This window comes from Desulfuromonas thiophila, from assembly GCF_900101955.1.
In the GTDB taxonomy this organism is placed as follows: domain Bacteria; phylum Desulfobacterota; class Desulfuromonadia; order Desulfuromonadales; family Desulfuromonadaceae; genus Pseudodesulfuromonas; species Pseudodesulfuromonas thiophila.
This window is the reverse complement of the sequence record NZ_FNAQ01000006.1, coordinates 91,077-105,888: the sequence shown is the minus strand read 5'-3', so window position 1 is coordinate 105,888 and position 14,812 is coordinate 91,077. Positions and strand designations below refer to the sequence as shown.

Sequence of the window (14,812 nt, the reverse complement as noted above, 5' to 3'; positions counted from 1 at the left end):
TCCCCGAAGAACTGCGCAAGACCCGCTATCTGTTCCTGAAAAACCCCGACCGCCTGACCGAGGAGCAGGAACAACGGCTGCGCAGCCTAACCCGCTTCGACCTGGGAAGCATCAAGGCCTACATCCTCAAGCTGGGCCTGCAGATCGTCTACTGCGCCGAAAATCGCCAGGAGGCGGAAATCCTGCTGAAAAGCTGGTACCGCCGTGCCGTGCGCAGCAAGGTCGAGCGGATCGTCAAACTGGCCAAAACCGTCAAAGAACACTGGCAGGGCATTCTGAGCTACTTCGACTCACGCCTGACCAACGGCTTTCTGGAAGGAATCAACAGCCTCGTTCAGGCGGCTAAGGCCAAGGCGAGAGGCTACCGGAATCCGGACAACCTGATCGCCATGGCGTACCTAATTGCCGGCAAGCTCGAATGGGCAAGCTCGAATTTCCTCAACCCACTTGAAACAGCGAAGAGCCGCAGAAAATCAAGAATCTTGAAGAATTCATCGAAGCTGACCGGAACTTTTAAATATTCAACGGTGTTCAGAAGACGCAAGCAGCCAAGTGAATCTTTATAAAATGTCGGAATTTGATTTTTATTATCACCAGCCATTGACAACGAACCCGCTCACGAGTTTTTCACTTATTCGCTATAGGCAGAAATTCCCGCTGTTCTCTGCTACGGCTGATTGAGGATCACGCCACCCTCGCCTCCAACCTTGGCGCGATATATGGCGGCATCGGCCTGCATGAGCAGAGTTCCTCTGCGCTCTGGGCCTGATCGGGGCACAGGGCCACACCCAGACTGGCCAAAATCTGCAGCTGGCTACCGGCCAGGTCAAAGGGCGGCACCAACTTCCGATGTATTTTTTGCCACCTTCAGCGCCGCTTCGTCATCGCTTACCTCGACCAGTAACAACACGAATTCATCCCCACCAACACGGGCCAGGGTGTCCCTCTGGCGCAGCAGGGCGCTGGGTCTCCGGCCACGGCCTGCAACAGCTGATCCCCTACCGCATGGCCATAACGGTCGTTGACGGGCTTGAACTGTCCAAGTCGATAAACATCACGGCCAGCCGCCAGCGGTAATTCTCCAGCACCAGGGCACGATCGTCCAGCGCAATGAGAATGGTGGAAAGAACGCTGGGCCAGTTCAGTCTGCAACTGCCCACTCAGCCGCTGCTGGCGCTCCTCGACGCAATCAGCCCAGCTGCTCCCAGTCGAACGCAGTCAGGTTGCGTTCAGCGCTGTCGAAGTCGATGCCGATCAGGTAAATGGGCTTGCTCTGGCCCTGATATTTCTGCTGGTAGTTGCGTTGCTTGATCTGCTCCAGCGCCTTGCCGCCACCATCGACCTTGAATTCGATGAGATAGATGGCGGTGTCGAGCCGGATGCTCAGGTCGATGCGGCCTTTGCTGGTGACATCCTCGGCGGTGAGGTCGAGCCCCAGGCTGGCCAGATAGGCGTAGATGACGCTGGCGTAATAGCCTTCATAGCTGCTGATGGTGTTGTTGACGTAGTTGTTGTATGGGATCGAGGCGAACAGGGCCTTGAGGCAGTCGCGTAGTTGCGCCATGTCACCCGCCTGCAAGAGAGCGTACAGCTGTTCCTGAAAGCGGATGCGTTCGCTCTGGTGTTCGGTGAGAAAGTGGATCAGCACATCGGTGAAGGATAGCAGCACCTCCCGGTTGGGGAAGCCCAGCCGGAACAGTTGCCCGCCGCGCAAGGAGGGCTGCACGCTCTTGATGCTGAGATAGCCGGTCTGGAACAGCAGGGGAACCAGCTGAAGGTTGTCGATATCGAAGCTGTCGATCAGTCCTTCGCTGACCTCCAGCCGGTCGAGCTGGGGCAGGTAGAAGTTGTTCTGCCGGATCAGCTTGATCAAAAAGGTCGGCGTGCCGGTGGCGAACCAGTAGTTTTTGAAGCGCTGGCCGCTGTCGCAGAACAGCAGGATATCGAAGGGGTTGTAAACCCGTTCACCAAGGAAGTTGTAGCCGTTGTACCACTGGCGCACCTGGGCCATGTCGGCGCCCTGCAGGTGGGCGGCGAAGGTGGTTTCGAGATCATGCTGGGTGTAGCCGCACAGGGTGGCATACCTCGGGTCGAGGCTGATGTCTTTGAGGTTATTGAGGCCGCTGAACACCGACACCTTGCTGAATTTGCTGACGCCGGTGAGAAAGGCGAATTTGACGTGTTCGTCGCTGTCCTTGATGGTGCTGTACAGATCGCGCAGCACCTCGCGGCCCTGGCTGGCCACATCGGGCTGGTCGAGGTTGTCGACGATGAGCTTGTCGTATTCGTCGACCAGGATGACGACCTTCTGGCCGTATTTCTGGCGCGTCTGTTCGATGAGTTCCTTGAGCCAGACGCCGCCGCTGGGGGTCTCATGGCATTCAATGCCGAGGCGCTGCTGATTGGAACGGAGGATAGCCGCCACCAGCGATTTCATCTCCAGCAGGTCACGCGCCACGCCGCCGAAGCTGATCTTGATGACGGGATAGCGGGTATTCCAGTCCCACGCGGGTTCGATGGCCAGACCGCTGAACAGTTCCTTGCGGCCTTCGAACAGCGCCTGCAGGGTGGAGACCAGCAGACTCTTGCCGAAGCGGCGCGGCCGGGCAAGAAAGTAGTACTCACCTTCTGTTACCAGTTGGTGGATCAGAGCGGTCTTGTCGACGTAGAGGTAGGCATGGTCGGCGCGGATTTTTTCGAAGGTCTGGATGCCGATGGGCAGTTTTTTCAGGGCGGTCATGGCGGTTCTCCTTTGTGCTCTTGAAGCGCGCCGCCATGATAGCAGAGATGCTGATAGCTTGCAGTCGTGATGGCGGGTTATTTCCGTCCCGGCAGGCGCTTCGCCCTCCCCCCCCCTTTTCGCGCCAGGGCCGCGGCGGCGAAACCGGGTAACCGGCTGGGGGTTCGCTGCCACGGCAGCGCTGCTGCGGGAACATGGCAAGATTGCAGGCGCTGCGCCCTGCACCCGCCATCCTTTCTTTTGCTCGTCCAAAAGAAAGGACGCAAAGAAAAGGACGCCCCCTGTTCCAGCCTGCTAACGCAGGTACCGGCGGTTCGGCCTCGGCCGGCGCAGGCCCGGCGGAACTCGCTGGCGCTCAGACAACCGCCGGGCTGCTTCTGCGCCGTTGCCGTGACCACCGCCGCTGGAACACAGGGGGTGAAAAACCGCCAAACAAAAATACGCCCTGCCGGGCGCACCATTAAAAAAGGGCGATTTTGCAATCGCCCTTCGTCTTAGCTTTGGGTGTCCACCAGATTGCCGCGCAGATCATTGAGGCGCTTGGTCAGGCCCAAGAGTTCCTCTGGCGGTATCTGGCGAATCACCTCGTCGGTTTCGCTGTCCACCACCTTGACGACCAGTTCGCTGGTGTCCTTGTCGTTTTCAAAGCGGACAGCGTACAGGCCGTCTTCGGTCAATGCCTTGATCTGACTGAGCATTTCCTCGGGCTGTATTTTGTCTGCCTTGGCGGCGGGTTCGGCGGCGGGCTCTTGCTTCTGCTGCTTGCGCTGTTCCACCAGCTGATCGCTGGCTTTCGGCTGCTGCTGCACGGCGCTGCCCGCCATGTTGACGGCATCAATTCGCATAAGTTCCTCCGCTTAACGGGCATGAGCGGCCAAAGAGGCTGCGGAGCGGCCCGGCCGTAGCCGTTGCGACCGCCCCGCAGGTCAGGGCCGATTAGCCGAGCAGGCTCAGGGCCAGCTGCGGTGCCTGGTTAGCCTGGGCAAGGATGGAAACACCGGCCTGCTGCAGAATGTTCTGCTTGGTCATGTTCGAGGTTTCCTCAGCGATGTCGGCATCCAGAATCCGGCTGCGGGCAGAACTGAGATTTTCGGAAACATTCTGCAAGTTGGCAATGGTACTTTCAAAACGGTTCTGCACCGCACCCAAGTCACCTCGGATGGTGTCAATCTGCGACAACGCAGCATCCACCGAACTGATTGCCGTAACAGCACCTTCACGGGTCGAAATATCCACGGCAGTGATGGTCGTCGTTGAATTACCCGCCTCATCCAGTCCTGAAGCTGCAACGTTGTTCCCCGTCAAGGTAATCGCTTCATTACTGTCCAGAGCCACGCTACCATAGTAGGTTTTTGTCCCACTGGTCGAACCAACACCAGCCAAACCATCGGCATCGGAATCGTTGGCCGGAACACCGTCAAGGTCAGCAGTCTCAGTGATGGTGAAGTTAGCGGCATTATCTAGCTTGGTAATGACGACTTCATTGTCATTTTCGCCTGCGGCGGCCGAGAACTTACCTGCAAGAGCCGCTGTATTATTAATGGCGGATACCAGTTCGTTGCGATCCATACTGTCATTGGCGAACGCGGAAGAAACATCCACTGCGATGCCATCAATTGCCAAGCTGTATGACCCCTGTTGAGCGGCATCTGCCGTTAATGTTGTAAACCCAGCATTGCCTGGGGTGCTCCCCGCCAACGTAATATCTGCATCACTGGTCAGCGCAATCGTGCCACGCAAGGTCGCATCAGCCATACCCAAACCAGAGTTGACGTTGTCACTGCCATTGGTCAAGGTCTGATCAAGCACAATATTGCTGCCATCGGCCTTGGTGATGTCCAAGGCACCTCCATTAACTGAAGCTGTGTAGCCAGCGACATTGTTAATCACGTCCGCCACGTCGGCAATATCAATGGTGGCGTCTGCCGCACCCCATTTGCTGGAGAAATCCAGCGCCACGCTGTCGAGGCTCAGCTCGAAGGTACCAGCCGTGCTCGTCGCGTTATTAGCAAAACCGGCCTGAGTCTCAGTATTGCCACTCAGAGTAATGTTGCCCTGGCTCTCAAGCAGAATGGTACCATAGGCTTCAGCATCGCCGGTGGTAAGCCCACCGGTCAAATCACTACCCGCATCATCATAGATTGTTTCGCTAACAACAATATCTTGTCCTGAAGCTGAATCCAATGACAGTGCGCCAGATGTTGCGTTAAAACTGTAAACAATATCCGTTCCACTCAAAGTTCCTGTATACACACCACCTGCCCCGCCATTTGTGCCAGAACCACCGCTTGCAGCCTCCAAGGCAGCGCCAAAATTATCCATTGTGAGACCGCCAGAAATATCAGTAGCTGAAAAGATTGAAACGCCACTTATATCTAATGAATACGTATCATTTGCCCCGTGGTTAGCTGTGCCAGTAAATGTATCGGTCAATGAACTCGCCCCCACCGTAGCATCGATTGCAATGCCAACCGTAGATGCACCATTGGTCGAAGCAGTTTCAATTTTCGTTGCAATAGCCTGAGCTAAATTGCCACCAGGAGCGCCGGTAGCGGCGGTAGCGCTAATACCAACACCATTAACACTTAAATCCCCATCACTCAAATCACCGAGCACCGCAGTTCCCTGAATTTCTGCCTTTCCAAGGACCACATCGGCAAAAGCGATGCCAGTCTGCACGTTGGTAGCCGTAGCGGTAATACTGGTATCAGCTGCGTGGATGGCTTCGGCAATGGCTTTGGCATCGCCGGCTGTAGCTGCCACAGCGTGACCATTCACCGTCAGATCCCCTGCAGCCAAGGCTGCGGTAACAGGACCATCCGCCGTAAGGGTGGCAGGCGTTGTCTCAATGGCGACCGTTGAAAAATCAATAGCCTGTACATTGGAAGCCGTTGCTGTTACACCGGTATTACTGCTAAGACTGTTAATCGCATTTTTAAGCACTTCAGCATCTTGCGATACGGCACCAACATCCTCGCCATTGATCAATAGATCACCAGCAGTCAACGCCCCAGTCAGGGCGCCACCTTCTGCTGGCGTCCCTTTAGGTGCGGCAATCACCGTGGCATCTTCGCTCAAATCGGCCGTCTTGGCGCTACTAATATCAAAACTAATTGTCTGGCTGGCACCAGCATTAGCGCCCACCTGGAAAGTCGCACCTTCAAGAGTGCCGTCAAGCAGATTTTTGCCGTTGAACTGAGTGGTTTCAGCAATACGGTCGAGTTCCGCCTTAAGCTGTGAAACTTCGGCCTGCAGCGACTGGCGGTCGGTATCGGTATTGGTATCATTGGCTGATTGCACGGCCAGTTCGCGAATCCGCTGCAGAATATTGGTGCTTTCCTGCAAGGCACCTTCAGCGGTTTGCGCCAGCGAAATGCCGTCGTTGGCATTACGTACCGCTTGGTTCAAGCCTTTAATCTGTGCGGTCATACGGTCAGAAATGGCCAGACCGGCGGCGTCGTCCTTGGCGCTGTTGATGCGCAAGCCAGAAGACAGGCGCTGCATGGACTTGTTTAGGTCGGCCTGGGAAGAACCGAGGTTACGTTGGGCGTTGAGGGATGCAACGTTGGTGTTGATTGTAATTGCCATGATGTTCCTCCATGAGATGTTAGCGGGCTTCCGTGCCCTGCTGGGGTTGGGTGATGCCGTGCGGCATCCTGTGGTGCATGGTGATTTTTGCTGTGTGGGTTACGGTGTGAGTTGCGGCCTGGGCGCTGTCTGTTCTGGCGCCTCAACGGTACTGAGCGCGGCGGGTTGGGGTACGCCTGATACAACCAAATGAATCAGCCTGACCTCCTTTCCGGCGCAATCGATCCCGCGCGTATGGCTCTTTTCGGTCGGCTGGCGCAAGGACTTTAGCAGCAAAGGGGGATTTTTTTGTGTGGGGAGTGGTTTTTTTCGTGGGGGGTGCCCCCCTGTGTTCCAGCGGCGGTGGCCATGGCAACGGCGCAGAACCAGCCCGGCGGCTGTTTGAGCGATAGCGAGTTCCGCCGGGCCTACGTCGGCCGGGGCCGAACCGCCGGCACCTGCGGCAGCAGGCTGGAACAGGGGGCGTCCTTTTCTTTGCGTACTTTCTTTTGGACGAGCAAAAGAAAGTACGGCGGGTGCAGGGCGCAGCGCCTGCGATCTTGCCATGCTCCTGCAGGAACAACCCTCTCTTTCTGATCCATCAAAACCAAGAACTTACAATCAAAACCGCCGGGTCGCGCCCCGGCAGGCGCCATCCTTTTTGTGAGCCGACAAAAAGGATGCAAAAAACGGCTTTTAAGATCAGGTGCGATCTTCTGATGCAAGGAAATTTCCTGATGCATCGCCAAGCAGCAGTGCTACCGTGGCAGCGAACCCCCAGCCGCTTACCCGGCTTCGCCGACGCGGCCCTGAGGCGAGAGGGGGCGCTCCCCCTGTGTTCCAGCCGACGCGACCAAGACCCTAGACCACAAAACCTTTAATTCGTGAACTCTGCACCGAATTATAATCGGGTCGCTGAATCAAAAATTCGTAAATGGCCAGATAACGCTGCTGGCTTACAATCCGCACCAAAACGTCTTCATCAAAATTCATATAGTCGTGGATCATGGCGTTGCGAAAACCGACCGCCTGCATCAAGCTGCGATAGTGTTCGTCGTCCAGCGCGCCACAATCGTAAAGAATCGTGAAGGCATCTCGTCCACGACTGGGCACCAGGGGACAATCATAATGCTTTAAAATGCGGCGAGCCTTGCCGATGCTGTTTTCTATCAGAATCTGCAGAGAGGCTCGGGCAGCGCGCAGCTCAATTTTGTTGAGTTGCGCTGTCGCACGCAGGCGGTCGGACAACAGGTCGAGCAGTTCTTTTTCGCATTCAGCAATTTTTGTGGTGCTTTGCAAGTAGGCTTCGAACGACACGTTCATCCCCTTTGAGTATCCGGTACTGTAACGCGATACTTTCCACCATTTCAGGCGTAGCTATCTCCAGGTCAATCAGATCAAAATCTTCATCAGGAAGGTTGAGAATCGCGCCCAGTTCAATCCGTAGCTGGGCAAGTGCCCCCCAGGCAAAGGGTTGGGTTTTGTCGATCCATACGGCAAAGTCATAGTCACTTTGCGGCGTGGCGTTCGCTCCGGCGCGGGAACCGAACAGCACCGCGGTTCTGACATAGGACAGTTGGGCAAACGCCTGCTGCAAGATCGGCAGTGGCAGGGATTTTACTTGGCCATAAACTCGGCGGGATTCATGCATCATGCGAAGGGGTTCAGCCTCTCCTCCATCCTGCCATCACGGCAAGAGGACGTATCCGGTGGCCATGGCAACGGCACGCCAGCCTTGGCGGCACCGAGACACTGACTTCAGGAACCTGCCGGGCCGCCGATGCGACCGAGGGCCTTGTCGAGCTGTTTCTTCTTGATTTTTTCCAACAGGGTGGTGCGCTTGAGATTCAGCAGTTCAGCGGCCTCTTTTTTGTTGCCGCCGGTTTTGATCAGGGCCTGCAGAATGAGGCGATCCTCGAATTCGCTGACACGGGAATTGAAATCGGTGCCGCCATTCACCACGGCGGAGCCGTTGTCGCTGTAGGACGGGGAGGCATCGAGGTATTTTTCCGGCAGATCGGCCGGGGTGACCTCGCTGTCGCCATGCAGGATCGCCAGGCGCTGGACCAGATTTTCCAGTTCACGGACGTTGCCGGGCCAGGGGTAGTTTTTCAGGTGCTCCAGGGCGGCGGGGCTGTAACCGAAAATGGGGCGGTTTTTGCTGTGGCAGAAGCGCCGGGTGAAGGTTTCCAGCAACAGGGGCACATCGTCGCTGCGTTGCCGCAAGGGTGGAATCTGCAGCGGCACCACGTTAAGACGGTAATAGAGGTCTTCGCGGAAGGCGCCGCGGCTGACGGCTTCTTCAAGGTTACGGTGGGTGGCGGCAACGATGCGGACATCGACATTGACGCTGCGAACACTGCCGACGGGTTCGAAGGATTTTTCCTGAATCACGCGCAACAGCTTGGCCTGCAAGGCAGGCTTCATGTCACCGATTTCATCGAGGAACAGGGTGCCACCATCGGCATGTTGCAGACGACCGCGCTTGTTGTTGAAGGCGCCGGTAAAGGCACCCTTTTCGTAGCCGAACAGTTCGCTCTCAAGCAGTTCCTCGGGAATAGCGGCACAATTGAGCGGCACAAAATTGCCGTGGCGGCGCGGACTATGGCCGTGAACGGCGCGGGCCACCAGTTCCTTGCCGGTGCCGCTTTCGCCCTGAATCAGCAGGGTGCTGTCCCGGTCATCCGCCAGTCGCCGGATCAGATCGAACAAACGTTGCATGCAGGCCGACTGTCCGATAATTTCGGGGAAGTCCACGGCATCGGCGGCACGGCATTCGGCCACACGCTGAGCGCGGAAGTGCTGGTGGGCGCGCTGGATGATCTGACCGATGGCGGTGCTGTCGCAGGGGGCCGACAGATAAAAATGGGCGCCGGACTGCAGAATCTCGTGCAAGGGCAGAGCCGGCTGCTCCGGCAACAGCAGAATGCTGACGGTGGTCGGGCTGAGCTGATCGAGCTGGCGCAGCAGCTGCAGACTGGTACGGGGTTCTGCCCCCAGCTGGCAGAAAAACAGCGCGCAGCCACCCTGCTGCAACAGCTGCCGCGCCTGGTCACAGCTTTCGGCTTCGAGTACCGCCGTGGCCAGCTCATGGCGCAGGCTGTTGAGCAGATCGCCTCGCAGGGGATTTTGGGGAGCGAACACCAGGGAATGGGTCACAGCTTCTACCGCCTTGTGAACGAAAAAGAGTTGAAAACCCGTTTATTGTGGCCATTTGCCGGGGGGTTGGCAAGGGCTTTCAGGGGCGGGGCAGATGACCGGCGCACTTCTCGGCAATCTCGGCCTCGCTGGCCGGCGACACCAGAATATCGTGCACACCATAGCGCACGGCCTTGAGCACGTCGCTGCGCGTCCATTGGGGGCCGGCCACAACCAGCGGCGCCTTGTCGGGCAATTCGGCCCGCACCTTGATCAGGGCGGCAAAGCCTTCGTCATCGACGGCCTCCATGACCAGGAAGCCCCCCAGCAGCTGATAGTGGCGCAGATCGCTGAAGCGCTCACCCGCTTCGTAGCACAGCACCTGATAACCGGCCTGCTGCAGTACCTGCTGGTACAACTGCGGCTGCTGTGGTTGCTGGTACACCAACACCACCGCTTTTTCCGCCGCGGCAGCTGTTGCCGCCGGCTCGGCTGCCGGCTGCGGCGCGACACTTGCGCCAGCGCCATCTTGCGCAGCCGCTGGCCGCGACGCGGGCACGGCCGGTTGGCCCCACCCCGCCTCCGCTGGGCGCGGCGGAATGTGCAGCAGATCGACCGGCACCAGGAAACACAGCCGACCCAGATCCTGCTCGTCGGCATCCATGCTGGCGCAGACCTGAAAATACTCGCCGGGAGGAAAGGGCGTCGGCTGCTCCGGCAGCACCTTGGCCGGCGTGAAAGTCTGTTGTTCCCCCTTCTTCAGATGAAACTTGCGCGGGTACATCTCATCGAAGGTCTGCACCAGGGCGCCGCTGATGATGTTGGCCACCTCGCCAAAGGCATCGGCGGTTTCCCCTTCGAGGGTGCCGGACTGGATATTTTTTTCCAGTTCGTCGGTCGGCAGCATGATCAGACTGCCGCCAAAGAAGATGGCATCCTTCAGGTCGACCAGAAAATAGCTGATGCCGCTGCTGTCGCCGCTAACCAGCATCTGGGTGCAGGTGGCCTTGGCGCCAGGCTTGGCGAAGTATTCCTCTTTCGAGATGTAGCCGGTGGTCAGACTGCTGAGGCTGATCTCGATGCCGAGCATGGTGCCGATCTCTTCACCACACTGGTTGAGGGCGGCTTTGAGGGTGCGTTCGGCGGTTTTCAGATCGACATAGGGTTCAGCCGGCGCGGCAACCTCTGCCGGCTCCTGTGGCGGTTCTTCCACCGCTTCTTGCGTTGGCTGCGCCGCGGACGCTTCCGTTACGGCTTCTGCCGCCACTTCATCCTGCGCTGCGGCAGGTGGCGGGCCTTGCGCGGATGGCGCCGTGACGGCTTCCGCTTCCGGCAACGCATCACTGGCGAGGCCCAGCACGGCGGCCGGGACAATGACTTCGAGTTTCTGCAGGGCAGTATCGCCCAGATACATATCGGCGCTGGAATGGTAGTATTCACCGGGCGGAAAGGGTTCAGCAGCGGCCGGGTCAAGGCGTGAAGGCAGAAAATCGCTGACGGTGGTGCGTTTGAAGTGCAGGTTCTGCGGATACATCTCCAGAAAAACGGAGGTATAGACGCCAGCGACGATATTGGCCACCTCGCCGAAGGCATCGGCCGCTTCGCCCTCAAAGGTGCGCTGTTTGCAGTTCTCCTCGATCTGGTCGGCCGGCAGCATGATCAGGGTGCCGCCCAGGACGATGGAATCCTTCAGGTCGGTGATGAGGTAGCCTTCACCGCTGGCGTCACCGGAAATCACCAGTGTTGTCAAGACCGAACGCGAACGGCTGACTTCGAACAGCTGGGCCTTGGTCAGCAGCCGGCTCTGGTGGTTTTCCAGGCGGAACGGTTCGCCCAGCAGAGCACCGACTTCCTCGGCGGTCTGCTCGATGATGGCGTTGAATACCCGATCGACCGTTGCGCGTTCAGCCACGAAAAAGCCTGTTTAGCGGGAGTTTTTGAGTTTGAGCTCGACGAGAAATTCGCCTTCAGCAATGGTAAATGGCACCAACGTCCAGTGAGCATCGTCCATGCCGCTGACGCGGTAGGAACGCCCGGCCAACACCGTGGGAATGGCCAGACTGATCGCCACGCCGTTGGCGGCAAAGCCTTCCTTGATCCCCCCCAGCACCATGTTGGCCAATTCGCCGATGGTGTCCTTGACATCATCGTCTACGCTGTCAACCTCCATGCCCAACAGACCGGCCGTCACCGCCAGGGCCACCGCCGCCGGGCAGTGGATGGTCAGCATGCCCTGCACGTCGCCGGCAAAACCGAGCATTCCGGAGATGCTGTCGCTGAAGCTGTACACCTTCTGCGCCAGGGGCGCGCCGGCCGTCAAGGGCAGCATCAGCATGGTATCGAAAACGGTCTGGGTGCTCTCGACGATCAGTTGTTTGAGGTCACAATCCACGGGGTTGTCATCCTTTTTTGATGAAGTCGCAAAATGACCGGCCATGGCCTTTTTGCTCACCATCCTTGAGCGCGGCGATGACGTCTGGCGGCGTCATCTTTTTCCAGCGAGACCGACGAAGCGAATGATCATTCGCCACACAGAAAACGCCGCCGAACCTTGTAAAAGACAGCGCTTTCACAGAATTCGGGGCGCGATTTCAGCCGTTGTTCTTGATCTGCAGCTCAACCACGAATTCGCCGCCATCAAGTCGAAACGGCACTGCGGTCCAGTCGGCGTCACCAACGCTGTCCATACTGTATTCCTCGCCGTGAATACAGGAAGGGATCGACAGAGTGACCGCCTTGCCGGCGCTGTCGAGCACCATTTTGATGTTGCCGGCCAGCATATTGGCCAGCTCGCCTATGGCATCGGTGACATCGTCGTTGATCTCATCGACCTCCATACCGAGAAAGCTGCTGGTGATGGCCTTGGCGACCGGCTCGGGCAGGTGTATCGACAGCATGCCCTTGCAGGAGCCGGCCAAGCCGATCACACCGGAAACCGAGGCCTTGAACTGGCGCACTGGCTGTGGCAACGGAGCGCCCGGCGTGATATCGAGCATGATCATGGTTTCGAAGATTTCTCTGGTCGCATCGGTAATGTGCTGTTGTAAATCCAAGGTCGTGCTCCTGTGGCAAAGCGTCAACACTGCAACGAGTAAGCGCCTTCCGGACGTCGTCAGCATGGCGGCTGACGCTGACCGGCTGGCTCCCTGATCGTGTTCAGCCGGAACTTCGGCTGAACACAACACCGTTTCCGGCCAAAAACTAGATCAGGGCGCCGATTACCTCGTTGATCATGTCGGGAGTGAAAGGCTTTTTCACGTTGCCGGCCGCGCCGAGGCTTTTGGCCTCGCCGATGATGTCGGCACCGCCCTCGGTGGTGATCATCACCACCGGAATATCCTTGATGGCGGCAATCTCCTTTTTCTGACGCAAAAATTCGATACCGTCCATGTTGGGCATGTTGATGTCGCTGAGAATCAGGTCGACCTTTTCCTTGGCCAGCAGATTAAGGGCCTCCTGTCCGTCGCCGGCTTCGAGAATCTCATCGAATTCAAGGCCGGCCTGACGCAGGGAGCGGGAGACAATCTTGCGCATGGTGCTGGAATCGTCGATGACCAGAACACGTTTTCCCATGATGCTTTCCTTTCAATAGATAATGACTTTCAGGGTTGCAGTAGGTTCAGCAGGGCCTGCGGGCCTGAGGCCTGCAGCCGCACGATGACGGGCTCGTCATCGGCCAGATAGAAAGCCTCGAACAGGGGCTTATCGTCAAGGCGCTCTTCTTCCGAGGCCAGTTCCGGCAGGCTCAGGGCAAAGGTCTGCTGCTCCGGTAGCAGGGCTGTCATCAGCCGGCCAGCCAGGGTATTGAGAATTTCCGCCAGCAGATCGTTGATCAGATGTTCCTCGATCTGGTCAGCATCAAAGTTGTACAGGGTTTCGGCCATCTGCCGCAGCAGAGCCTCACTGGTGGCCAGATGCAGCTCCATCAGCACCGGTTCCGTCACCAACAGCTGGGCCTCGCGCAATGACCCGGCCGTGGCGCAGTCGGCGGCACTGGCCTCGCACACACCGAGAAACGCCATGCTGCCAAAGGTTTCGTCCAGCACCTCGGTCAGCTTTTCCTGCAGCACTGCCTGCAACCGTTCCATGCGTTCCTACCCTTTCACGTTGTCCAGCAAGGGCGCCAGCACCTCGCTGAGGATGGCGGGATTAATGGGCTTGTTGATCACGGCAAAGGCACCCATTTCCCGAAGCTGGTCGCTTTTAGCCGGATTGCCGGCGCTGGTAATGATCAGCACCGGCAGATCAACCAGCTTAGGGCTGGCCTTGACCCACTGCAGCAGGGCCTCGCCATCCATGATCGGCATGTTCAGATCGCTGACCAGCAGATCGGTGGCGGTTTTTTTCACCAGCGCCAGGGCTTCGCGACCATTTTCGGCTTCTTCGAAGGTTGCGTCCTGCAACCCGATAATTTCCAGACAACGACGAATCATCATGCGGGCGGTGCCCGAATCGTCGGCGATGACTATCCGTTTCATGAGATGGGGTCTCCGCTTTCATGCAGGGCGTGCTGCAAGGTACTGAAGGCTTCGTTAACTTCCAGCAGGGTCAGGGCGATCTGCTCGGGGGACAGGTCGAAGTAATCGCTGTACCCCTTGTCAAGGTGGTACTGCAGCGCATCGGCCGACTGGGAACCCGCCATCATGGCCAGCAGGCAGCCCAGATGAACGGCATAAACCAGCGGTTGAAACGCTGCCGGGGCCTGGGCCGGCTGATGATGCCAGCGGATGGCCAGTTGCAGGGCCTCGGGCAGCTCCCATGCCTGAGCCAGCAGATAGCCGGCTTCGGTGTGGTCGATGCCAAGCAAGCGCCGCTCGCCGTCGAGGTAGTCGTGAATCTCGTGACCGTCAAGACTGCCGAGTAACTCCGGCGCGGTCTGCTTGAGAAAATCGGACAGGATGGCCTTGCCCACGGCGTGGAGGATGCCGGCGGTGAAGGCCAGATCGGCACTAAGGGGCGACTTGGCGTAACGGGCGATTTCGCGGGCGGCAATGGCGGTTCGCAGATCATGCGCCCACAGCTCGCCGGCCGGCCCTTCGTAGCCCTGCAGTTCCTTGTCGAACAGAGCGCTGGCGCTATCGGCCAGAGCGATGCCGGCCACCACCCGCTCACCCAGGTAGCTGACGGCGCGATCAACGCTGGTCACCTGATGAACCAGACCGTAAGCCACGGAATTGACAATTTTCAGCAGTCGGGCGGTCAGGGCGGCATCGCACTTGACGATATCGATCACCTCTTGGATGTCGTAATCATCCTGCGCTGACAGCTGCAGCAGCTGGGCCGCGCTGGGGGAAAGCAGCGGGATGTCGCGGATCGCCTGGAGAATGGTTTCGCGGGTGGCACAAGTTTCCATGAAGGGCTCCCTGT

Annotated in this window: 18 protein-coding genes and 1 pseudogene; 1 reads left to right on the top strand and 18 read right to left on the bottom strand. The window is 58.2% G+C overall.

Going from position 1 to position 14,812, the window contains the following annotated elements; genetic code table 11:
• Positions 1–566 (top strand): transposase (locus BLR80_RS07475; protein ID WP_143012106.1); only part of this gene is annotated, 566 nt, incomplete at its 5' end.
• Positions 567–826: 260 nt separating this feature from the next.
• On the opposite strand, the gene BLR80_RS13390 is transcribed toward BLR80_RS07475, so the two are convergent.
• The 18 genes and pseudogenes from BLR80_RS13390 to BLR80_RS07395 form a co-directional block, all read right to left on the bottom strand.
• Complete coding sequence (locus tag BLR80_RS13390; protein WP_342743347.1) at positions 827–937, bottom strand: hypothetical protein; 111 nt, start codon at positions 935–937, stop codon at positions 827–829.
• Positions 889–1,071 (bottom strand): diguanylate cyclase domain-containing protein, encoded by a 183-nt coding sequence (locus BLR80_RS13385; protein ID WP_342743346.1) that lies wholly within the window; start codon positions 1,069–1,071, stop codon positions 889–891. Before BLR80_RS13385 ends, BLR80_RS13390 begins: the two co-directional genes overlap by 49 nt.
• Positions 999–1,160, bottom strand: coding sequence for a hypothetical protein (locus BLR80_RS13105; RefSeq protein ID WP_216095192.1), 162 nt, complete (start codon positions 1,158–1,160; stop codon positions 999–1,001). Before BLR80_RS13105 ends, BLR80_RS13385 begins: the two co-directional genes overlap by 73 nt.
• 29 nt (positions 1,161–1,189) lie before the next feature.
• Positions 1,190–2,740: an ATP-binding protein gene (locus BLR80_RS07460; RefSeq protein ID WP_216095190.1), complete on the bottom strand. Its 1,551-nt coding sequence runs from the start codon at positions 2,738–2,740 to the stop codon at positions 1,190–1,192.
• A 494-nt stretch (positions 2,741–3,234) separates the two neighbouring features.
• A complete protein-coding gene (locus tag BLR80_RS07455; RefSeq protein ID WP_092078073.1) occupies positions 3,235–3,585 on the bottom strand; it encodes a flagellar protein FlaG in 351 nt (116 codons plus the stop codon).
• A 91-nt stretch (positions 3,586–3,676) separates the two neighbouring features.
• Positions 3,677–4,309: a flagellin gene (locus BLR80_RS13450; RefSeq protein WP_425429650.1), complete on the bottom strand. Its 633-nt coding sequence runs from the start codon at positions 4,307–4,309 to the stop codon at positions 3,677–3,679.
• 1,656 nt (positions 4,310–5,965) lie between these two features.
• A pseudogene (locus BLR80_RS13445) lies at positions 5,966–6,328 on the bottom strand (flagellin N-terminal helical domain-containing protein); the annotation flags it as partial.
• A gap of 407 nt (positions 6,329–6,735) precedes the next feature.
• On the bottom strand, positions 6,736–7,032 hold the full coding sequence (locus BLR80_RS12690) for a hypothetical protein (protein WP_143012105.1): 297 nt from the start codon (positions 7,030–7,032) through the stop codon (positions 6,736–6,738).
• Positions 7,033–7,168: 136 nt separating this feature from the next.
• Positions 7,169–7,624 (bottom strand): type VII toxin-antitoxin system HepT family RNase toxin, encoded by a 456-nt coding sequence (gene hepT, locus BLR80_RS07440; RefSeq protein WP_171906361.1) that lies wholly within the window; start codon positions 7,622–7,624, stop codon positions 7,169–7,171.
• Positions 7,581–7,961, bottom strand: a complete 381-nt coding sequence (locus tag BLR80_RS07435; RefSeq protein ID WP_092078068.1) for a nucleotidyltransferase domain-containing protein — start codon at positions 7,959–7,961, stop codon at positions 7,581–7,583. Before BLR80_RS07435 ends, hepT begins: the two co-directional genes overlap by 44 nt.
• Positions 7,962–8,065: 104 nt before the next feature.
• Entirely contained in the window at positions 8,066–9,466 is a 1,401-nt protein-coding gene (locus BLR80_RS07430) for a sigma-54 dependent transcriptional regulator (protein WP_092078065.1), read from the bottom strand.
• Between the two features lie 79 nt (positions 9,467–9,545).
• Positions 9,546–11,357: a hypothetical protein gene (locus BLR80_RS07425; RefSeq protein ID WP_092078062.1), complete on the bottom strand. Its 1,812-nt coding sequence runs from the start codon at positions 11,355–11,357 to the stop codon at positions 9,546–9,548.
• Between the two features lie 12 nt (positions 11,358–11,369).
• Complete coding sequence (locus BLR80_RS07420) at positions 11,370–11,837, bottom strand: chemotaxis protein CheX (protein ID WP_171906360.1); 468 nt, start codon at positions 11,835–11,837, stop codon at positions 11,370–11,372.
• A 199-nt stretch (positions 11,838–12,036) separates the two neighbouring features.
• Positions 12,037–12,498 (bottom strand): chemotaxis protein CheX, encoded by a 462-nt coding sequence (locus tag BLR80_RS07415; protein ID WP_092078056.1) that lies wholly within the window; start codon positions 12,496–12,498, stop codon positions 12,037–12,039.
• Between the two features lie 148 nt (positions 12,499–12,646).
• Positions 12,647–13,018 carry a response regulator gene (locus BLR80_RS07410; RefSeq protein ID WP_092078053.1) on the bottom strand — a complete coding sequence of 124 codons (372 nt, stop codon included), beginning with the start codon at positions 13,016–13,018 and terminating at the stop codon, positions 12,647–12,649.
• Between the two features lie 29 nt (positions 13,019–13,047).
• The gene (locus tag BLR80_RS07405) at positions 13,048–13,533 is read right to left on the bottom strand and encodes a chemotaxis protein CheX (RefSeq protein ID WP_092078050.1); all 486 of its coding nucleotides are present in this window, start codon (positions 13,531–13,533) and stop codon (positions 13,048–13,050) included.
• 6 nt (positions 13,534–13,539) lie between these two features.
• Positions 13,540–13,923: a response regulator gene (locus tag BLR80_RS07400; protein WP_092078047.1), complete on the bottom strand. Its 384-nt coding sequence runs from the start codon at positions 13,921–13,923 to the stop codon at positions 13,540–13,542.
• On the bottom strand, positions 13,920–14,798 hold the full coding sequence (locus BLR80_RS07395) for an HDOD domain-containing protein (RefSeq protein WP_092078045.1): 879 nt from the start codon (positions 14,796–14,798) through the stop codon (positions 13,920–13,922). Before BLR80_RS07395 ends, BLR80_RS07400 begins: the two co-directional genes overlap by 4 nt.
• Positions 14,799–14,812: the final 14 nt, after the last annotated feature.